The sequence below is a fragment of the Streptomyces sp. BK340 genome (genome assembly GCF_007827595.1).
In the GTDB taxonomy this organism is placed as follows: domain Bacteria; phylum Actinomycetota; class Actinomycetes; order Streptomycetales; family Streptomycetaceae; genus Streptomyces.
In genome coordinates this window covers 40711-59206 of sequence record NZ_VISR01000002.1, presented here as the reverse complement: position 1 = coordinate 59206, position 18496 = coordinate 40711, and the positions used below count along the sequence as shown (strand labels likewise).

Sequence of the window (18496 nt, the reverse complement as noted above, 5' to 3'; positions counted from 1 at the left end):
CTACGACTTGGTACTTGAACCCTTGAGCGAACAGTCCTGGCAGCGCCCGAAGATCGCGAAGTGCTTCATGTCGGTGTCGAAGCCGAACTGCCCCCGCAGTTTGGCCGTGAACTCCGCGGCCACGTCCACGTCCGCCTCGATGACGTTCTCGCAGTCGCGGCACACCAGGTGCAGATGGTGGTGGCGGTCGGCGAGGTGGTACGTGGGCGCACCGTGGCCGAGGTGGGCGTGGCTGACCAGGCCCAGCTCCTCCAGCAGCTCCAGCGTGCGGTACACGGTGGAAATGTTGACCCCCGACGCGGTCTTCCTCACTTCACCGAGGATGTCGTCGGGGGTCGCGTGCTCAAGGGTGTCCACGGCTTCGAGCACGAGTTGCCGCTGCGGCGTCAGCCGGTAGCCGCGCTGCCTGAGGTCGCTCTTCCAGTCGGTGCTCACCACACTGGAAAGTCTAGAGCCACCCGGTGGAAGGCCTACTTGAAGAACGCGATGCCGTCGTCGGGCAGGTCGTCCGGGAGGGCCTTGGCCCAGCGCTCGACCTCCTCCGGGGTGACGACCTTCTTCAGGTGCGCCGACATGTAGGGGCGCAGCTCGACCTCGGGGGTCTGCTTCTCGCCGACCCACATGAGGTCGCTCTTGACGTAGCCGTACAGGCGCTTGCCGCCGGTGTAGGGCTGCGAGGCGGCCGTACGCGCCACGGCGTCCGTGACCAGGTCGATCTGGGGCTTCTTGTCGGCCAGCTCGCCGTACCAGATCTCGATGACACCGTCGTCGCGGGTCATCGTGACCTCGACCTTGCGGCCCGCGTCGATCCGCCAGAAGCCGGACTCCGACTCCAGCGGACGGACCTTGTTCCCGTCGTTGTCCAGCACCCAGGTGTGGGAGCGGTACTCCAGGAAGTCCCGGCCGTCGTGGGTGAAGGTGACCTCCTGGCCGAAGTTGCACTTCTCCGAGCCGGGGAAGTCGTGGACGCCCGCACCGGCCCAGTTCCCGAGCAGGAAGGCGAGGGGAACCAGGTCCTTGTGGAGGTCGGACGGGATCTCGATCATGAGCGGCAGTTCCTAGGTGGGGGTCAGCGCTGGCCCTGGTACAGCTTCTTCACGGTCAGCCCGGCGAAGGCGAGGACGCCGACGCAGACCAGGACCAGCAGGGTTTCGAAGAAGATCTCCACGGGTGCTCCTTGAGCGAGGGTGGGCGTACGACAGAGCCGGGCCCCAGCTTACGCGTCCGGGGCCCGGAGCTCCCGGTCAGGTACGCCCTCCGGCGTCCCTTCGGGATCAGCCGAGCAGCTGGCTCTGCAGGACGACCGTCTGCTGGAAGGGAACGGCGGGGGCGGTCCCCCTCCGGGACTGCAGGATCACCGCGAAGACGTCCCCGGCGGCGACGTAGGCCTGCCGGACCTGCTCGGCGCCGTACGGCTTCGACTCGACGTAGGCGGTGCGCTCGACCCCGGAGACGGCGGCCCGCTCGGGGAAGCCCTCGTCGTAGACGGCCGCGCCGGAGCCGCGCACCTGGTAGGCCGGGGTGCCGTAGGCGACGTTGTCGCTCGCGAACTGGTTGTCCACGACGTTCGCCGTGCCGAACTGCAGCAGGTAGACACGGGTCCGGGTGCCGTCCGGGGTGGTCCAGCCGCGGGCCGCGATGTGCCGCAGGCCGTTGTCGACCAGCTTCTGCCGCAGTTCGTCCCGCTCCTCCTCGACGGCGTACTCCGCCAGGTAGTCCTCCGTCGCCAGCCAGCCGTCCGAGCCGCGCAACGCCTTGTCCTCCCTCGCGCCCCCGGGCGCGGGCAGGAGCAGGGCGCGCAGGTCGGCGTAGTGGGCGCCGGCCGGGTTCCCGTCGGCGAACGGACCGGGGCTGCCCGAGGGCAGCGGCGGCCTGGTCAGCTCCGGGTACTCCCAGCGGCCGTCCGAGGCGGTGGCCAGTCCGGGGACGTCCGTCCGGTCCATCCGGGTGATCCCGTACGCCGTTCCCGCCCCGGCCACCGCGAAGACCGCGACGGCCGCGGTCCAGCGCAGCACGGCCCGCAGGGCGCGGCGGTCCTTGCCGGGGGCCGGAGTCTGGAGCCCGCCCTCGGCCCCGGCGGCGGCCGGGGAGAAGACCTGTGCCACGGGCTGCTCCGGGGGGACGGTTGTCTCCTGCTCGCTCATACGGCCTTCCCCGGTTCGGCGATGCGGTCGAGTTGGGTGGTCATGAGCTTCGCGACTCCGTCGGCGTCGAGCGACTTCGGGCCGTACGCGGTGGCGTTGACCAGGATGTCGCCGACATAGCCGGAGCACAGCATCATGCCGAGGTCCTCGTCGGAGGCCTTGGGCGAGCGGAAGCACTTGGCGTTCTCGTGGCCCTTGATCCCCGGGCCCGCGCGCAGGACGCCCAGGGTGTCGAGGAACGTGTTCTGGAGCCTGGAGGCGGAGCGCACCGCGGCCGTGTCCTCCATCTCGGCCAGCACGATGTTCACCGAGTAGATCTGCTCGTTCCACAGGTAGGCCTTGGACTGGTCGCTGTAGTAGCTGCGCATCGCCATGCCCTTGAGGTGCTGCCGGTCGATCTGCTGCTCCATCCGCTTGCGCAGGGACCGCGGCAGGCTGCTCACCGACTCCTTCCGCAGGGCCGTGGCCTGCGCGCCGCTCAGCTGTGCGTCGGCACCGAACTGTCCGATGTCGGGGCCGCGGGTCCAGTTGTCGGTCCCGTACGGCACGAGCAGGCCGGCGAGCCCCTTGCGCGACTCCGCCCGGCCCTGGTCGACCTTGGCCCTGGGGAACTTCCACGCGGGAGCACCCGCGTCGCGGTCGGCGCCCTGCACGGTCACGACGGTGTAGCCGACCCCGGCGACGACGGCCCCGGCCAGCAGCACGGAACCGACGACGGCGGCGACCCGGCCCCGGCGGCGGGGCTCGTTCCGGTTCTCGGTCACAGCCGCTCCATCTGCCGCTCGGCCAGGTCCGTGATCGTCTTCCTGGTGATCGGCTTGGAGCTGTAGGCCCAGATCTCCATCGCTATGTCCCCGCGCCAGGCATGCGCCTCGGCGTTGTAGAGCGGCGCGTGGTTGTGCACGTACGCCCTGCCGTCCCCGGTGCCGGGAATGCTCCAGCTGTCGGTCGGCGACACGGACTCCGCGTCGTCCTGGAGGTTGTGGCTGGAGTCGGTGGCCGCCATGGAGTCCTCCTGGCGGAACTGGACCAGCCGGATCTCCACGCTGTACGCGTGGCCGACCCGCCAGCCGGTGACGGCCGCCCGGCGGAACTGGTCCGTGACGAGCGAGCTGAACTCCGCGCCCGCGTCGGTGTAGTCGCCGGCGTACGCGGCCAGGTCCATCCAGCCGTCCCGGGGCAGCCAGTCCGCCGTCCGGGTGCCGCGCGGCTTCGCCAGCAGCAGCTTGCGCAGGTCGCCGTCGGTCCTGACCTTGCGGTCCTGCGCGGCCGAGAGCGGTTCGACCTCGCCCTTGGCCTGCTCGATCACCGACTGGGAGAGCGACGGCAGCTTCGTGGGCTCGCGGTCGGCCTGCACGAGATACCCCGCGCAGGTGCCGGCGACCACACCGAGCAGGGCGGCGGCACCGGCCAGCCGGGGCGTACGGCCGCGCCGGCGGGGCCGGGACGGGTCGGACGCATCCGGCACGACCGGCGCGTCGGATCTCTCTTCTGTTGCTTCCAAGACGTCTCCCTGATCACGGGAAGCGTGGATTCCGTCATCCGCGCGCACAGGAGACTCATGGCATGCGCATGTAGTTGCAGGGGAAAGGATTACGATTCGGCCATGGCGAAGAAGCTCGTGATCAAGGTGACCGCCGGGGCCGACGCACCCGAGCGCTGCTCACAGGCGTTCACGGTGGCGGCGGTGGCCGTGGCCAGCGGGGTCGAGGTCTCGTTGTGGCTGACCGGGGAGTCGTCCTGGTTCGCACTGCCGGGGCGGGCCGCCGAGTTCGAGCTGCCGCACGCGGCGCCGTTGCCGGACCTGATCGACTCGATCCTCGCGGCCGGCCGCATCACGCTGTGCACGCAGTGCGCCGCCCGGCGCGAGATCACCGAGAAGGACGTCCTGGAGGGCGTACGGATCGCGGGCGCGCAGGTCTTCGTGCAGGAGGCGCTGGGGGACGAGACGCAGGCGCTCGTCTACTGAGCAGCCCGTCTCACGACCTGGGCCGCTTCTTCCCGTCCAGCTCGTCCCACCACTCGTCGGACTGCGGGTCCCCCGAGGGGTCGTCCCACCAGCGGTCCTCGGGGCCGCGCCGGTTGGCCACCATCGCGGCCACGGGCGGGATGACCATGGCGACCACGCACATGCCGACCGCCGCGGGGATCGACCAGAGGCGCACGACCGCCCACGCCAGGACGAAGAGACCGATGCAGGTCCCCATCATGGCGAAGTACAGATGACGTCGCCTCGAGAGCACGGTTCCAGGGTAGGTCCGGACAGGCCGAAGGGCCGCACCCCAGGCGTCCAACCCGGGGGTGCGGCCCTTCGGCCGGTTCTGAGGTTGCTCAGACCGCGATCGCGACCTCCGCGAGGCCGCCCTTCTGGGCCACGACCGTGCGGTCGGCGGTGGCGCCGGGGACGAGGGCACGCAGGGTCCAGGTGCCCTCGGCCGCGTAGAAGCGGAACTGTCCCGTGGCGGAGGTGGGGACCTCCGCGGTGAACTCGCCGGTCGAGTCCAGCAGACGGACGTAGCCGGTCACCGGCTCGCCGTCGCGGGTCACCTGACCCTGGATCGTGGTCTCACCGGGCTTGATCGTCGAGGCGTCCGGGCCGCCGGCCTTCGCTCCACACATGTCTTTCTCCAGAGGGGTCTGACCAGAAGGTCGGTCGGTGGGTTACTTGTTGGCGCCGAGCTCGATCGGCACGCCGACGAGGGAGCCGTACTCGGTCCAGGAGCCGTCGTAGTTCTTGACGTTCTGGACGCCGAGCAGCTCGTGCAGCACGAACCAGGTCAGGGCCGAGCGCTCACCGATACGGCAGTAGGCGATCGTGTCCTTGGCGAGGTCCACCTGCTCGGCGGCGTAGAGCTCCTTGAGCGCGTCGTCCGACTTGAAGGTGCCGTCGTCGTTGGCGTTCTTCGACCACGGGATGTTGCGGGCGGTCGGGACGTGGCCCGGGCGCTGCGACTGCTCCTGCGGGAGGTGGGCCGGGGCGAGCAGCTTGCCGGAGAACTCGTCGGGCGAGCGGACGTCGACGAGGTTCTGCGAGCCGATGGCCGCCACGACGTCGTCGCGGAAGGCGCGGATCGAGGTGTCCTGGGCCTTGGCCCGGTAGTCGGTCGCGGCGCGCTCGGGCACGTCGGCGCCGTCGACCAGCTCGCGGGCGTCCAGCTCCCACTTCTTGCGGCCGCCGTCGAGGAGCTTGACGTTCTCGTGGCCGTAGAGCTTGAAGTACCAGTAGGCGTACGACGCGAACCAGTTGTTGTTGCCGCCGTAGAGGATCACCAGCGTGTCGTTGGCGATGCCCTTCTTCGACAGGAGCTTCTCGAAGCCCTCCTGGTCGATGAAGTCGCGGCGGACCGGGTCCTGCAGATCCTTGGTCCAGTCGATGCGGATCGCGTTCTTGATGTGGTTCTTCTCGTAGGCGGACGTGTCCTCGTCCACCTCCACGATCGCGATGCCGGGGTTGTCCAGGTTGTCCTGGACCCAGTCGGCGTCGACGAGGACGTCGCTGCGGCTCATGCTCTTCTCTCCTCCGGGGCAGTTACGGCGAGGCGTGCGAGTGCGTACGGGTACGGCTCCGGTTCGTCCGGAGGCGCACGGGTGCCCTTCCAGCAGGGCAGGGGTGAGATGCGGAAGTCGGGGACTTTCGCTCAGAAGGGGCGACAGAGCATGGCGGCAACGCGGCACAGGTCGACTGCCCGCCGCTTCGTGAGATCCGCCTGTCGCTTCATGGCCCCGATCGTAGGGACGTACGGGCGGGCGTGTCACCGGCGTGTCGGACTGTGAGACGAGATCGTCCGGATGTTGGGATATGGAAAGCGCCCGGGGCGTCGTGGGACGGCCTCCGGGCGCTTGTCCCGGTCAGTGCATCTACGGTGCGGACGGGGGCGTCTCGCCTGTCGGACACCCCGTCGTTCGGTCGGCTGTCGTACTACCCAGCCAGCCGGACGTTCGAACCCTTCACGCTGATCTCCACGCCGTCCTCGGCGGCCTGCACCTTGTCCAGCTTGATGCCGCCGGGCAGCTGGTCGACGGCCTGCTGGAAGTCGGTGATCTGGCGGATGCGGTTCTCGGCGATCGCGGCGGCGCCCAGCTTGGGCAGGCTGTCCGCGTGCACCCGGACCTTGTCGTTCTCGACGGTCACCGAGCTGAGGACGGGCACCGTCTGCTTGAGCCCGACCGACGCGACGGTCCCCTCCACCATGACCTTGATCTTGCCGTTGCCGCCGTCGGAGAGGCCCACGACCCGGGCGGTGATCCCCGGGGCGACCTCGGTGGGCTCGGACTTGGCGGTCTTCAGCAGCTCGTCGTACGAGATCGTCGCGGTACCGGTGGCGGTCGCCGCGGTGGCGGAGCTGTAGTCGCCGGAGAAGTCCACGCCCTTCATGTCGGCCTTGAGGTCGTCGATGCGGATGGTCTTGCCGTTGGTGCCGGTGGCCGCCTCGTAGTCCTTGATGCCGACCTCGACGTCGTCCAGGGAGCCGCCCGCGACCTGGGTGAGGAAGGGGAAGCCCTTGATGTCCACGTCCGGGGTCGACGTCAGGTTCTCGGTCGCCCTCAGCTTGTCCGCGGCCTCCCCCTCGGCGAAGTGCACGGCGACGCGGTCGGCGATCACGAAGAGCCCGCCCAGGATCACGACGAGGATCAGGATTATTCGCAGGGCGCGCATGTGGAGGTTCCCCCGGGTCGGCGACGGTGTCCAGCTACGCCACGGTAACCCTGCGGGGCTCGGCCGGTCCGGATTGTGGATCACTTGTGACAGGCACCCTGGGGTGGGGCTGGGTGCGGAGTTGCGCCGTGGGAGTCGGGGTTCCATGCCGGGTACGGGTGCGTTGTGGCTGGTCGCGCACTTCCCCGCGCCCCTCAGGTAGCTTGCGCTGACCGACCTTGAGGGGCGCGGGGAACTGCGCGAGCAACCCCCACGCACTCGCGGCCGGGCGACGGTTCCCACACCCAACGGCGCCTAGCCCAGGGCGCGCCCCAGCACCCACACCACCGGCGCCGCCGCCGACAGGGGAAGCGCCACGCCCGCCGTGAAGTGGACGAAGCGGGACGGGTAGTCGTAGCCGGCGACCCTGTGGCCGATCAGGGCGCAGACCGCGGCCGCCGCTCCCAGGGCGGAGCCCTTCGCGCCGAGGCCCGTCATACCGCCCACCGCGATGCCCGCGCCGGCTGCGGCCAGCACCGAGACCACGACGGACGCCGGGGTCGGCAGCGGCAGCGCGCGGGCCAGGATCGCCACGGCGACCGACGCCGCGCCCACCGAGACCGCGTGCGGGTCGGCAGCGAGATAACCCGTCGCCAGGACCGCGAGGGACGAGGAGGCGACGGTCGCCATCAGGCCGTACATCCGCTCGTCCGGCGAGGCGTGCGAGCGCAGCTGGAGGACCAGGGACAGCAGGACCCAGAGGCCGAGGGGGCCGAGGATCGCCGCCGGCGCGTTCTCGCGGCCCGCGGCCAGGACCGCCACGTCCGCGGTGAGCGCGCCCAGGAAGGCCAGCGCGATGCCCTGGCGGGCGGGCCACATGCCGTTCAGCCGGAACCAGCCCGCCGCCGTCACGGCCTGAAGCAGCACCAGCGGTACGACGAGGGCGTACGGGGCGACGGGGGCCGTCGCGGCCAGGAGCAGGCCGAGCCCGGCGGTGAGCAGCGCCGGCTGCATACCGGGCTCGATGACCGGGGAGCGGCCCTCCAGACGGGCCCGCTGCGCGTCGGTGATGCGGGAGTTCCCGGCGAGGGTGGCGGGGCCGTAGGCGGGATCCGCCTCGGCCTCGGGCCCAGGCGTGGGCGTGGGCGTGGGCTGCTGCTGCTGCGCGGGCTGCTGCTGGTACTGCTGCTGCGCGGGCTGCTGCTGGTACTGCCGGGGCTCGGCGGCCGGTGCCTGCGAGGCGAGCGGCTCCTGCGCCGGCAGGTACGCCGTCTCCGCCGCGTGCACGTGTCCGTGCGTCTGCGTCTCCCAGGTCTGGCCCTGCCACTGCTGGGTGTCCTGCGGGTCGTACCCCGTGTGCGGGTACGCGTCGGCGTACTGGCCCTGCCCGTCGCCGTACTGCCCGTTGCCGTACTGGTCGTACCCGGCCTGGGGCTGCTGCCCGGGCCAGGCCTGCGCAGCCGCCTGGTGCTGCTGGTTCTGGTTCTGGTGCTGTCCGTACGGGTCGTAACCCTCGTACCCCTCGTACGGCCCGCCCTGATACGGCTGGTCGCTCAACGCCTCATCCTCCTGCGAACGGCGGGAGCACCTCGACCGTGCCGCCCTCGGCCAGCCGTACCGTCTCATGTGCGCGGGTTCCCACGGGGTGACCGTCGACGATGAAGGAGCATCGCTGCAGGACGCGCGTGAGTTCACCGGGGTGTTGCTCACGCACCGCGGCGAGCGCGTCGGCGAGGGTGGCCGCGTCGTACGGCTCCTCGGCGACCTGGGCCGCGGCCTTGGCAGCGGCCCAGTAGCGGACCGTGACCTTGGGCATCTGGTTCCTCACTCGACGGCAGGAGAACTGACAAGAGACTGGGGACGGACGGTGTCAGGCTAAGGCACCCCGGCGGCGCCGGAACGCGCGTGCCCGACGGCCCAGTCGCCGATCCGGGCCAGCAGGGCCTCGCCCGTCGCGTGCTCGGCGTGGCCCATGCCGGGCTCCAGCCAGAGTTCGGCGTGGTCCCCGGCGGCCTCGGCGAGCATCCGGGGGTGGTCGAGCGGGAAGTAGCCGTCGCGGTCGCCGTGCACGATGAGCAGCGGGGTGGGCGCGATCCGCGGGACCGCCTGCACCGGGGAGAGCGGGACCGGGTCCCACTCGCGGTGGTGGATGCGGGTGCGCAGGCCGTAGCGGCCGACCAGGCGGCCCTCGGGGCGGGTGACCAGCCAGTGCAGCCGGCGCATGGGGGCGGTGCCCCGGTAGTACCAGCGCGCGGGGGCACTGACCGAGACCACCGCGTCGGCCGCGCCCGGGTACAGGGCCGCGTGCCGCAGCACCACCGAGCCGCCCATGGAGAAGCCGACGGTCACCAGGCGCGCGTGCCCGTGGCCGCGCGCCCACTCCACCGCGGCGGCCAGGTCCAGCACCTCCTTGTCGCCGACCGTGGACCGGCCGCCCGAGGCGCCGTGGCCCCGGAAGGAGAAGGTGACGACGGCGCCGTAACGGGCGAGCACGCCCGCCACCCTTCGTACATGCGGCCGGTCCACGTCCCCGGTGAAGCCGTGGGCGATCACGAACACCAGGTCGCGGGAGGGTGGACATGAGGTGTCGGGCGCCGCTTCGTATACGACCGCGGCCGGGTTGTATACGGAATCGACCGGAACTCCGTCGGCCGTGTGCAGAAACGTCCTGTTAGAGCCCCGTGTGCCTGTCTCGGGATTCGGACGATCGGTGGAACGTGCCGTATGACCTGCCGGACGGTTGCTCATGTGGGCTATTCTGCTGGGCAGAGGACTCGGGCAGCGTAGCCCCCGGGTCCTTTTGTGCTTTCGGAAGCGTTGTATACGAAGCGGGAAACCTCAGGTGACCGTGGGTGTACGGGCCTTCGGGATCGCAGACGCAGTGCCGTACCGCACACGTCCTCGCAGGGACCGAGGAGGAACCAGACGTATGAGTTCTCTGCTGCTCCTGACCAACGCCCTCCAGCCGTCGACGGAGGTGCTGCCCGCGCTCGGTCTGCTCCTGCACAACGTGCGGGTCGCCCCGGCCGAGGGCCCCGCCCTGGTCGACACCCCGGGCGCCGACGTCATCCTCATCGACGGCCGCCGCGACCTGCCACAGGTGCGCAGCCTCTGTCAGCTGCTGCGCTCGACCGGCCCCGGCTGCCCCCTTCTCCTCGTCGTCACCGAGGGCGGCCTGGCCGCCGTCACCGCCGACTGGGGCATCGACGACGTGCTGCTCGACACCGCGGGCCCGGCCGAGGTCGAGGCCCGGCTCCGGCTCGCGATGGGCCGGCAGCAGATCGTCAACGACGACTCCCCGATGGAGATCCGCAACGGCGACCTGTCCGTGGACGAGGCGACCTACTCGGCCAAGCTCAAGGGCCGGGTCCTGGACCTCACCTTCAAGGAGTTCGAACTCCTCAAGTACCTCGCCCAGCACCCGGGCCGGGTCTTCACCCGCGCCCAGCTGCTGCAGGAGGTGTGGGGCTACGACTACTTCGGTGGCACCCGGACCGTCGACGTGCACGTACGGCGGCTGCGCGCCAAGCTCGGCCCCGAGCACGAGTCGCTGATCGGGACCGTCCGGAACGTCGGTTATCGATTCGTTACGCCTGAAAAAGGCGACCGGTCCGGTGACGACTCGAAGGCCAAGGCGGACCGGGCAAAGGCGGAAGATGCGGGCGCATCCGCCGTCCTGGACGGCTCCGAGGTCCACGCGGACGCATAGCGGAGGCACGGGAACCGCTTGTGCAGGGCATTGCTACCGCACAGTCGGCATGCGATACGCCCTGCCCAGAGCGGGTCCATCCGCGTAGACTCCGCGCGTGGCCAAGGTGACTCGGGATGATGTGGCACGGCTGGCTGGGACCTCCACCGCCGTCGTCAGTTATGTCATCAACAACGGACCCCGGCCGGTCGCCCCGGCCACGCGCGAGCGTGTCCTCGCCGCGATCAAGGAGCTGGGGTACCGGCCCGACCGGGTCGCCCAGGCGATGGCGTCCAGGCGCACCGACCTCATAGGCCTGATCATCCCGGACGCCCGCCAGCCCTTCTTCGGCGAGATGGCGCACGCGGTCGAGCAGGCCGCGTCCGAGCGCGGAAAGATGGTGCTCGTCGGCAACACCGATTACATCGGCGAACGCGAGGTGCACTACCTGCGCGCGTTCCTCGGTATGCGGGTGTCGGGCCTGATCCTGGTCAGCCACGCGCTGAACGACCTCGCGGCCGCCGAGATCGAGGCCTGGGACGCCCGGGTGGTGCTGCTGCACGAGCGCCCGGAGGCCATCGACGACGTCGCCGTCGTCACCGACGACCTGGGCGGCGCCCAGCTCGCCGTACGGCACCTGCTGGAGCACGGCTACGAGTACGTCGCCTGTATGGGCGGCATGGCCGAGACACCGGCCGTGGGCGACCCGGTCTCCGACCACGTCGAGGGCTGGAAGCGGGCCATGGCCGAGGCGGGCATCTCCACCGAGGGCCGGCTGTTCGAGGCGCCGTACAACCGCTACGACGCCTACCGCGTGGCCCTGGAGGTCCTGTCCGGTCCGAACCGCCCGCCCGCGGTCTTCTGCTCCACCGACGACCAGGCGATCGGCCTGCTGCGGGCCGCCCGCGAGCTGCGCATCGACGTGCCCGGCGAGCTGGCGGTGGCCGGGTTCGACGACATCAAGGAGGCGGCACTCGCCGACCCGCCGCTGACGACGATCGCCTCGGACCGCTCGGCGATGGCCCGGGCCGCGGTGGACCTGGTCCTGGACGACGGGCTCAGGGTGCCGGGCTCGCGGCGCGAGCGGCTGAAGACCTTCCCGTCCCGGCTGGTGGTCCGCACGAGCTGCGGCTGCGCCTGAGCCCTTCATGAAGGGCTCATGAGAGCCCGGCCCAGGCACGAGAGGTCTCTTTATATCGGGCAAACGAGGTTCTGCCGGGCTTCTCAGGGAGCACTCAGGAAGCTCTCATGGTTGCGGGACATCCTCTTGTCATGACCGAGAGCCAGGGCGCGTACAGCCCGCAGCAGCACAGCTACTCCGCTCCCGTGAACCCCGAATGGCCGCCCCCGCCGCCGTACGAGCCCCCGACGGCCACGATGCCGGCTCCCGAGCCCGGCCCCGCGCCGAGGCGCAAGCGCACCCGAGGCCCGATGGGGCTGCTCGCGGCGGTGGCGATCGTCGCCGCCGCGGTCGGCGGCGGCACGGCCTACGCCTTCCAGGAGCTGACCGGCAAGGACACGGTCGCCTCCACCGGTACGACCACCACGGTGGTCCCCTCCAGCAAGAAGGGCGACGTCGCCGCGATCGCCGCCGCGGTCAGCCCGAGCGTGGTCGAGATCCAGGCGACGCTGGGCAGCGGCTCGTCCACCGGCTCCGGCGTGGTCATCACCGGTGACGGCGAGATCGTCACCAACAACCACGTCGTCTCCGGCGCCACCTCCGTCAAGGTGCGCACCAGCGACGGCGAGAGCTACACCGCCGAGATCGTCGGCACCGACAGCTCCAAGGACCTCGCCCTGATCAAGCTGAAGGGCGCCTCCGGTCTGAAGGCCGCCTCGCTCGGCGACTCCTCCGGCGTCCAGGTCGGCGACTCGGTCGTGGCGATCGGCTCCCCCGAGGGCCTGACCGGCACCGTCACCAGCGGCATCGTCTCCGCGCTCGCCCGTGACGTGACCGTCTCCACGGACGAGAACCAGGGCCAGAACCAGGGCGGCGACGGACAGTGGCCGTTCCAGTTCGGCGGCCGCCAGTTCAACGGCGACACCGGCTCGTCCACGACCACCTACAAGGCGATCCAGACGGACGCCTCGCTGAACCCCGGCAACTCCGGTGGCGCGCTGATCGACGCGAGCGGCCACATCATCGGCATCAACTCCGCGATGTACTCGTCGAGTTCGCAGTCCTCGTCGTCCTCGGACGCGGGCAGCATCGGCCTGGGCTTCGCGATCCCCGTCAACACCGTCAAGTCCGACCTGGCCAAGCTGCGGGCGGGCTCCACCAGCTGAGCCCCCGCGGGGCACGAGGGAGTACGTCATGATCAAGCAGGTTTCCCACCAGGCCGCCAGCACCGGTCCGGCCGACCTCGTCCTGGCCCTCTCGGTCGCGCACGCACTGCACACGCCGGCCCCGCACACGCCGGCCCCGCGCGCCCCGGAGGTACCGCCCGTCCCCCAGCTGATGGGCCTGCGCACCTCGGCCGGCCGCCCGCACCGCCACAAGGTGCCGCTGCGCCGCCTCACCGCGATCAGCGAGCTGAGCACGCTGGGCGTCTGAGCCCGGCGCACCTGCCCGGCGGCCCCGACTCGTGCGAGGCTGAGAGACACCCGTCCACGACCCACCGCACCCCGAGGAACGCGAGCGATGAGCCCCGCCGAAGGCGACCGTGACCCCCAGCGCATCCTGATCGTCGACGACGAGCCCGCCGTCCGCGAGGCACTCCAGCGCAGCCTCGCGTTCGAGGGGTACGACACGCAGGTCGCCGTCGACGGCGCGGACGCGCTGGACAAGGCCCAGGCCTACCGGCCCGACCTGGTCGTCCTGGACATCCAGATGCCCCGCATGGACGGCCTGACCGCCGCCCGCCGCATCCGGGGCGCCGGCGACACGACCCCGATCCTCATGCTCACGGCCCGCGACACGGTCGGCGACCGGGTGACGGGCCTGGACGCCGGGGCCGACGACTACCTGGTCAAGCCCTTCGAGCTGGACGAACTCTTCGCCCGCATCCGCGCCCTGCTGCGCCGCAGCACCTATGCGTCGTCCGTGTCCGCCGAGGCCCAGGAGGACGAGGCGCTGACCTTCGCCGACCTGCGCATGGACCTCGCGACGCGCGAGGTCACCCGGGGCGGCCGCCAGGTCGGACTGACCCGCACGGAGTTCACCCTGCTGGAGATGTTCATGGCCCACCCGCGCCAGGTCCTCACCCGCGAGCAGATCCTCAAGGCGGTGTGGGGCTTCGACTTCGAGCCGTCGTCCAACTCCCTGGACGTCTATGTCATGTACCTGCGCCGCAAGACGGAGGCCGACGGCGAGCCGCGGCTCGTGCACACGGTCCGGGGCGTGGGGTACGTCCTTCGTCAGGGCGGCGCGGAGTGAACAAGCTGGTCCGCAGGTACCGGGCCCTGCCGATCCGGGCGCGACTGGCGATGCTGGTGGCGTCGGCGGTGGCGTTCGCGGTGGCCGCGGTCTCGGTCACGTGCTGGTTCATCGTGGAGCGCAAGCTCTACGACCAGGTCGACAGCGACCTGCAGAAGGCCTCCTCGCCGCAGCGGCCGGGGGACGCGATGTCCACGCTGGAGTCGTGCCCGCAGAAGCCGAGCGGGTCCGACCTCGGCGGCTTCCACATCCACAGCAGCTACTACCAGCTCATGAAGCGCGACGGCACCGCCTGTGTGTTCGCGAACTCCGCGGGCCGGGTGCGGACCACCGCTTCCGACATCACCGTCATCACCGACGCGGCCGCCCACGACGGCCTCCTGCACCAGAAGTTGCTCATGCGCAACGGCACCGACGCCGAGGGCAACGCCGTACGCGTGCTGACCCAGCCCCTGACCGTCACCAGCGGTCTGGGCTCTCCGCCGACGCTGGTTCCGGACACTGCTCTCCAGGTCGCGATACCGCTGAAGAACACCCAGAACACGCTCAACGACCTCGCCCTGATCCTCCTCGCCGTCTCCGGCATCGGAGTGGTCGGGGCCGGTGCGGCGGGTCTCGCGGTGGCCCGTGCGGGACTGCGGCCGGTCGACAAGCTCACCGAGGCCGTCGAGCACGTCGCACGGACCGAGGACCTGAGTGTCCGCATCCCCGTGGAGGACGACAGCGAGGACGAGGTCGCCCGGCTCTCCCGGTCCTTCAACTCGATGACCACCGCCCTGGCCGGCTCCCGCGACCTGCAGCAGCAGCTCATCGCGGACGCCGGCCATGAACTGCGCACCCCCCTCACCTCCCTGCGCACCAACATCGAACTGCTCACCCGCAGCGAGGAGACGGGCCGCCCGATCCCGCCGGAGGACCGCAAGGCGCTCCTCGCCTCGGTGAAGGCGCAGATGACGGAGCTGGCCGCCCTGATCGGCGACCTGCAGGAGCTGTCCCGCTCGGAGGGCCAGCGCGGCGAACGCGTCCAGGTCGTCGCCTTCCAGGACACCGTCGAGGCCGCCCTGCACCGGGCCCGGCTGCGCGGACCGGAGCTGACGATCACGGCGGACCTGAAGCCCTGGTTCGTACGCGCGGAGCCCTCCGCCCTGGAGCGGGCGATCGTCAACGTCCTCGACAACGCGGTGAAGTTCAGCCCGGACGGCGGTGCGATCGACGTCCAGCTGACCGACGGCGTCCTGACCGTCCGCGACCACGGCCCCGGCATCCCCGCCGACGAACTGCCGCACGTCTTCGACCGGTTCTGGCGCTCGCCGAGCGCGCGGGCCCTGCCGGGCTCGGGCCTGGGCCTGTCCATCGTGGCCCGCACGGTCCAGCAGGCCGGCGGCGAGGTCACCCTCGCCCGGGCGGACGGCGGCGGCACGGTGGCGACGGTGCGGCTGCCGGGCGCGCCCACGGCTCCGCCGGAAACCGCCGCCCGGTAAGACCTGCGGCCTCTTCCGGTGCCGGCACCCGGCCGAAGGCGTCCGCCACCGCCCGGCCCGCCGCAGGCCAACGGCGGGGAGGTCACCCGGGAGGCCATGGACCGCTTCCTCCAGGAGTCGGCCGAACTGCAGGGCCTGGACGACGCCTCGTACCGGCTGCTGCGCGGAGTGCGCTGGCTCGCCGGGCTGTGCGTCTGCCTCGCCGCCGCCGGACTCGACCTCTGGGTGCCCTGCTGCGCTGCCGCCGGCTGCGCAGGGGAGTCCGCTACCACCTCCGCTCCCTGATCAACCGCCGCCGCTGGCCCCGCATCGTCCTGGGCCAGGCCGCCTGGGCGATGTTCTGTGCCCTGCTTCTCACGCAGATCCCATGGACGGACCGGGCCGTGCCGCAGATCATCTTCTGGGCGGGGCTGGTGCCGACGGCGGCCACGATCTGGTTCGACCGGCGGAAGCGGACCTGAGGCGGCACACGAAGGCGGGCGGGGCGTGGACACGTACGGCGGCGGGATCGAACGCGAGTACCGCAAGCGGAGGAAGACACCGCGCTCCTTCGCCCTCGGCATGGGGGTGCTGGGTCTGACCAGCGTCTTCCATATGGCGCGGCAGCACAGCACGCCCTCTTGGGTTCCGGTGTCGTTCGCCGTGCTGTACGTCGTGCTGTTCGTCAAGATGGGCCTGTACCTGCGGCGCGGCCGCACACTCGTCGGGGCCCGGGGGATCACCGCACGGCGGGCGGTGACCGAGCGCGGCCGGGCCTGGCACGAGATCTACGACATCCGGGCCGAGCCGATTCCGAAGGCCCCCGCGTCCGCCCGCAAGTGGCTCACGTACCTGTACGACACCGAAGGCCGCCGGTTCGTGCTGCCGCATCTGGACGACTGGCAGCTGGACGACGTGCCCGCCGAGGTCGCCGCGCTGCGCGAGGCCGCAGCCCTGCACCGCGGCGCCGGCTGGGAGCGACGGCCGCAGGTGGAGGCGCTGATCCGGCGGCGGGCCGGGCACCGCAAGGCGTGGGAGCGGGCGTCCATCGGCGGCATGGTCGCCCTTTTCTGCGGCTTCCTGCTGTGGGTGGCGTTCCTGTTCACCACGGACCACCCGCCCACGTTCCTGCTGTTCCTGTGGCTTCCGCTGGGCACGTTCGCGGTGCTCGCCGCACTGCTGAACTGGCGCTGGGAGTCCCAGGTCCCCGAGGCGCAGCAACAGCCCTGAGAGAAATTCTCAGGGCTGTTCCGGAACCGCGGTGCCATTCGCACAGGTTTTACTGCACGACGGTGATCCGGTCCGCGGCCGGAGGCGCGAGGGGCGAGCCGGCCGACGAGTGCGCCGTCAGGTACTTCTCCAGCGCGGCCAGGTCGTCCCCGCCCACCAGGTCGTCGGTGCCCTGACCGAGGGTCGGGAAGCCGTCGCCGCCGCCCGCCAGGAAGCTGTTGGTGGCGACGCGGTAGGTGGCCGCCGGGTCGACCGGCGCGCCGTTCAGCCGGATGGAGCCGGTGACCACGCGGTCGGCGCCGGTCTTCGTCATGTCCAGCGTGTACGTCAGACCCGCCGACGGCTGCAGGATCTTCGGGACCGCCGCGTTCGCCCCGCTCACCTGCTCCTTGAGCACCTGGATCAGCTGGGCGCCGGTGAAGTCCTGGAGGTTCACGGTGTTGGCGAAGGGCTGGACGGTGAAGCCCTCGGCGTAGGTGACGACCCCGTCGCCCTCGGCGCCCTTGGCCTGGTAGGTCAGACCCGCCCGCACGCCGCCCGGGTTCATCAGGGCGAGGCTGGTCCTCGGGTCCAGCTCCCGGCCGTGGGCGAGCTGCGCGTCGGCGATCAGGTCGCCCATCGGGGACTCGGTGCCGGTGTTGTTGATGTCGGCCGAGATGTAGCCGATGGCGCGGTTGCCGATGGGGGCCGCCAGGGTGTTCCAGCGGGAGATCAGGTCCGTCATGTCCGGGGCCTTCGGGACGTCCCGGGTGACCACGTGGTTCGCGGACTTCACGGCCGTACGCGCGATGTCGCCGGTGAAGCGGTCGTACGTCAGCGTGGTGTCGGTGTACAGACGGCCGAAGGAGGCCGCCGAGGTGACCGTGCGGGGCTTGCCCGACGGGTCAGGGACCGTGCAGACGTAGGCCTGGTGGGTGTGGCCGGTGACCAGGGCGTCGACCGCCGGGGTCACGTTCTTCGCGATGTCGACGATCGGGCCCGAGATGCCCGAGCCCGCACCCGCGGAGTCACAGTCGTAGTTGTACGCGCCCGAGGCCGGGAAGCCGCCCTCGTGGATCAGGGCCACGATCGACTGGACGCCCTGGCGCTGCAGCACCTTGGCGTACTTGTTGATCGTCTCGACCTCGTCCTTGAAGGCGAGCCCCTTGACGCCGTCGGCGGAGACGATGTCCGGGGTGCCCTCGAGCGTGACGCCGATGAAGCCGATCCGTACGTCCTTCTTCTTCCAGACCCAGTACGGCTTCAGGATCGGCTTGCCGGTCTTCTCGTCCTGGACGTTCGCGGCCAGGTACGGGAAGTCCGCGCCCTCGAACTCCTCGTCGTTGTAACAGCCGTCCGTGGGGTGGCAGCCGCCGTTCTGCAGGCGGGCCAGTTCCCGTGCGCCCTCGTCGAACTCGTGGTTGCCGACCGAGGTGACGTCCAGGTCCAGCTTGTTGAGGGCCTCGACGGTGGGCTCGTCGTGGAAGAGACCGGACAGCAACGGGGAGGCACCGACCATGTCGCCGCCGGCCGCGGTGATGGAGTACGGGTGCCCCTGGCGGGCCTTGCGCAGGTGCGTGGCGAGGTACTCGACGCCCCCCGCGTCGACCGTCTTCGTCGTACCGTCCGGCTGGAGTTCGGTGACCCGGCCGGAGGAGCCCGACGGGGGTTCGAGGTTGCCGTGCAGGTCGTTGAAGGACAGGAGCTGAACGTCCTGGTAGCGGCTCGGCAGCGGGTGATGACCCCTGCCACCGTGGGCCTGCGCGGGCAGCGCGGCGGCCAGGGCGGCGGCCGTGGCGAGAGCCGCGGTCGCGCCGAGGAAGGCGTAGGTACGACGTCTGGTGCGCCGGGGCGCGGCTGGCATGGGGCCCCCTGTGGGTCGGCTGTGGCGAGTGGCCGTTCCGGCGCAGCCTAGGGTCAACGCGCGTAGCGCGACAGGGGGTTCGTGGTTACGTCCTGGTTTCCCTTTGGTGATTCCTTTAC

The 18496-nt window shown here is 71.0% G+C and carries 23 protein-coding genes; 9 read left to right on the top strand and 14 right to left on the bottom strand.

Annotated elements, in window-relative coordinates; all coding sequences use genetic code 11:
* The 5 genes from FB157_RS03565 to FB157_RS03540 all read right to left on the bottom strand — a co-directional run bounded on the left by FB157_RS03565 (position 1) and on the right by FB157_RS03540 (position 3648).
* Positions 1 to 438 carry a Fur family transcriptional regulator gene (locus FB157_RS03565; RefSeq protein WP_145875871.1) on the bottom strand — a complete coding sequence of 146 codons (438 nt, stop codon included), beginning with the start codon at positions 436 to 438 and terminating at the stop codon, positions 1 to 3.
* Positions 439 to 470: 32 nt separating this feature from the next.
* On the bottom strand, positions 471 to 1046 hold the full coding sequence (locus tag FB157_RS03560; RefSeq protein ID WP_145875869.1) for an FABP family protein: 576 nt from the start codon (positions 1044 to 1046) through the stop codon (positions 471 to 473).
* 228 nt (positions 1047 to 1274) lie between these two features.
* Complete coding sequence (locus FB157_RS03550) at positions 1275 to 2144, bottom strand: hypothetical protein (RefSeq protein ID WP_145875867.1); 870 nt, start codon at positions 2142 to 2144, stop codon at positions 1275 to 1277.
* A complete protein-coding gene (locus tag FB157_RS03545) occupies positions 2141 to 2908 on the bottom strand; it encodes a hypothetical protein (protein ID WP_145875865.1) in 768 nt (255 codons plus the stop codon). Before FB157_RS03545 ends, FB157_RS03550 begins: the two co-directional genes overlap by 4 nt.
* Positions 2905 to 3648, bottom strand: a complete 744-nt coding sequence (locus FB157_RS03540; protein ID WP_261386148.1) for a hypothetical protein — start codon at positions 3646 to 3648, stop codon at positions 2905 to 2907. Before FB157_RS03540 ends, FB157_RS03545 begins: the two co-directional genes overlap by 4 nt.
* Positions 3649 to 3750: 102 nt before the next feature.
* Here FB157_RS03540 and FB157_RS03535 point away from each other — a divergent pair, with 102 nt between their 5' ends.
* Positions 3751 to 4113 carry a DsrE family protein gene (locus FB157_RS03535; RefSeq protein ID WP_094217032.1) on the top strand — a complete coding sequence of 121 codons (363 nt, stop codon included), beginning with the start codon at positions 3751 to 3753 and terminating at the stop codon, positions 4111 to 4113.
* 10 nt (positions 4114 to 4123) lie between these two features.
* Here FB157_RS03535 and FB157_RS03530 read toward each other — a convergent pair whose 3' ends face one another.
* The 8 genes from FB157_RS03530 to FB157_RS03495 all read right to left on the bottom strand — a co-directional run bounded on the left by FB157_RS03530 (position 4124) and on the right by FB157_RS03495 (position 9528).
* The gene (locus tag FB157_RS03530; protein WP_145875863.1) at positions 4124 to 4387 is read right to left on the bottom strand and encodes a DUF3099 domain-containing protein; all 264 of its coding nucleotides are present in this window, start codon (positions 4385 to 4387) and stop codon (positions 4124 to 4126) included.
* Positions 4388 to 4475: 88 nt separating this feature from the next.
* On the bottom strand, positions 4476 to 4763 hold the full coding sequence (locus FB157_RS03525) for a DUF1416 domain-containing protein (RefSeq protein WP_145875861.1): 288 nt from the start codon (positions 4761 to 4763) through the stop codon (positions 4476 to 4478).
* Between the two features lie 42 nt (positions 4764 to 4805).
* On the bottom strand, positions 4806 to 5651 hold the full coding sequence (locus tag FB157_RS03520) for a sulfurtransferase (RefSeq protein WP_145875859.1): 846 nt from the start codon (positions 5649 to 5651) through the stop codon (positions 4806 to 4808).
* Between the two features lie 131 nt (positions 5652 to 5782).
* Positions 5783 to 5863, bottom strand: a complete 81-nt coding sequence (locus FB157_RS49585; RefSeq protein ID WP_350751515.1) for an Ms5788A family Cys-rich leader peptide — start codon at positions 5861 to 5863, stop codon at positions 5783 to 5785.
* Between the two features lie 200 nt (positions 5864 to 6063).
* Positions 6064 to 6801, bottom strand: a complete 738-nt coding sequence (locus FB157_RS03510; protein WP_145875857.1) for a DUF2993 domain-containing protein — start codon at positions 6799 to 6801, stop codon at positions 6064 to 6066.
* Between the two features lie 294 nt (positions 6802 to 7095).
* A complete protein-coding gene (locus tag FB157_RS03505; protein ID WP_145875856.1) occupies positions 7096 to 8337 on the bottom strand; it encodes a hypothetical protein in 1242 nt (413 codons plus the stop codon).
* Between the two features lie 4 nt (positions 8338 to 8341).
* A complete protein-coding gene (locus FB157_RS03500; protein WP_145875854.1) occupies positions 8342 to 8596 on the bottom strand; it encodes a MoaD/ThiS family protein in 255 nt (84 codons plus the stop codon).
* 59 nt (positions 8597 to 8655) lie between these two features.
* Entirely contained in the window at positions 8656 to 9528 is an 873-nt protein-coding gene (locus FB157_RS03495; RefSeq protein WP_145875852.1) for an alpha/beta hydrolase, read from the bottom strand.
* Between the two features lie 181 nt (positions 9529 to 9709).
* On the opposite strand from FB157_RS03495, the gene FB157_RS03490 reads away from it, so the two are divergent.
* From FB157_RS03490 to FB157_RS03455, 8 genes are all read left to right on the top strand, one after another.
* The gene (locus FB157_RS03490; RefSeq protein WP_145875850.1) at positions 9710 to 10489 is read left to right on the top strand and encodes a response regulator transcription factor; all 780 of its coding nucleotides are present in this window, start codon (positions 9710 to 9712) and stop codon (positions 10487 to 10489) included.
* A gap of 97 nt (positions 10490 to 10586) precedes the next feature.
* Complete coding sequence (locus FB157_RS03485) at positions 10587 to 11609, top strand: LacI family DNA-binding transcriptional regulator (protein WP_145875848.1); 1023 nt, start codon at positions 10587 to 10589, stop codon at positions 11607 to 11609.
* A 131-nt stretch (positions 11610 to 11740) separates the two neighbouring features.
* Positions 11741 to 12754, top strand: a complete 1014-nt coding sequence (locus tag FB157_RS03480) for a S1C family serine protease (RefSeq protein ID WP_145875846.1) — start codon at positions 11741 to 11743, stop codon at positions 12752 to 12754.
* A 28-nt stretch (positions 12755 to 12782) separates the two neighbouring features.
* The gene (locus tag FB157_RS03475; protein ID WP_145875844.1) at positions 12783 to 13022 is read left to right on the top strand and encodes a hypothetical protein; all 240 of its coding nucleotides are present in this window, start codon (positions 12783 to 12785) and stop codon (positions 13020 to 13022) included.
* 87 nt (positions 13023 to 13109) lie between these two features.
* A complete protein-coding gene (locus tag FB157_RS03470; protein WP_145875841.1) occupies positions 13110 to 13844 on the top strand; it encodes a response regulator transcription factor in 735 nt (244 codons plus the stop codon).
* Positions 13841 to 15325: a cell wall metabolism sensor histidine kinase WalK gene (locus tag FB157_RS03465; RefSeq protein ID WP_145875840.1), complete on the top strand. Its 1485-nt coding sequence runs from the start codon at positions 13841 to 13843 to the stop codon at positions 15323 to 15325. The genes FB157_RS03470 and FB157_RS03465 overlap by 4 nt, the downstream gene beginning before the upstream one ends.
* Before the next feature lie 96 nt (positions 15326 to 15421).
* Positions 15422 to 15610, top strand: coding sequence for a hypothetical protein (locus FB157_RS47105; RefSeq protein ID WP_186581326.1), 189 nt, complete (start codon positions 15422 to 15424; stop codon positions 15608 to 15610).
* Between the two features lie 201 nt (positions 15611 to 15811).
* On the top strand, positions 15812 to 16534 hold the full coding sequence (locus FB157_RS03455) for a hypothetical protein (protein ID WP_145875838.1): 723 nt from the start codon (positions 15812 to 15814) through the stop codon (positions 16532 to 16534).
* 49 nt (positions 16535 to 16583) lie between these two features.
* On the opposite strand, the gene FB157_RS03450 is transcribed toward FB157_RS03455, so the two are convergent.
* A complete protein-coding gene (locus FB157_RS03450) occupies positions 16584 to 18377 on the bottom strand; it encodes a bifunctional UDP-sugar hydrolase/5'-nucleotidase (RefSeq protein WP_145875836.1) in 1794 nt (597 codons plus the stop codon).
* Positions 18378 to 18496 lie beyond the last annotated feature (119 nt).

Bases quoted from the DNA above. Each gene is read 5' to 3' on its own strand.
- FB157_RS03560 (WP_145875869.1), bottom strand. From the start codon at position 1,046: ATGATCGAGATCCCGTCCGACCTCCACAAGGACCTGGTTCCCCTCGCC.
- FB157_RS03525 (WP_145875861.1), bottom strand. From the start codon at position 4,763: ATGTGTGGAGCGAAGGCCGGCGGCCCGGACGCCTCGACGATCAAGCCC.
- FB157_RS03535 (WP_094217032.1), top strand. From the start codon at position 3,751: ATGGCGAAGAAGCTCGTGATCAAGGTGACCGCCGGGGCCGACGCACCC.
- FB157_RS03495 (WP_145875852.1), bottom strand. From the start codon at position 9,528: ATGAGCAACCGTCCGGCAGGTCATACGGCACGTTCCACCGATCGTCCG.
- FB157_RS03510 (WP_145875857.1), bottom strand. From the start codon at position 6,801: ATGCGCGCCCTGCGAATAATCCTGATCCTCGTCGTGATCCTGGGCGGG.
- FB157_RS03490 (WP_145875850.1), top strand. From the start codon at position 9,710: ATGAGTTCTCTGCTGCTCCTGACCAACGCCCTCCAGCCGTCGACGGAG.
- FB157_RS49585 (WP_350751515.1), bottom strand. From the start codon at position 5,863: ATGAAGCGACAGGCGGATCTCACGAAGCGGCGGGCAGTCGACCTGTGC.
- FB157_RS03520 (WP_145875859.1), bottom strand. From the start codon at position 5,651: ATGAGCCGCAGCGACGTCCTCGTCGACGCCGACTGGGTCCAGGACAAC.
- FB157_RS03475 (WP_145875844.1), top strand. From the start codon at position 12,783: ATGATCAAGCAGGTTTCCCACCAGGCCGCCAGCACCGGTCCGGCCGAC.
- FB157_RS03470 (WP_145875841.1), top strand. From the start codon at position 13,110: ATGAGCCCCGCCGAAGGCGACCGTGACCCCCAGCGCATCCTGATCGTC.
- FB157_RS03450 (WP_145875836.1), bottom strand. From the start codon at position 18,377: ATGCCAGCCGCGCCCCGGCGCACCAGACGTCGTACCTACGCCTTCCTC.
- FB157_RS47105 (WP_186581326.1), top strand. From the start codon at position 15,422: ATGGACCGCTTCCTCCAGGAGTCGGCCGAACTGCAGGGCCTGGACGAC.
- FB157_RS03480 (WP_145875846.1), top strand. From the start codon at position 11,741: ATGACCGAGAGCCAGGGCGCGTACAGCCCGCAGCAGCACAGCTACTCC.
- FB157_RS03550 (WP_145875867.1), bottom strand. From the start codon at position 2,144: ATGAGCGAGCAGGAGACAACCGTCCCCCCGGAGCAGCCCGTGGCACAG.
- FB157_RS03500 (WP_145875854.1), bottom strand. From the start codon at position 8,596: ATGCCCAAGGTCACGGTCCGCTACTGGGCCGCTGCCAAGGCCGCGGCC.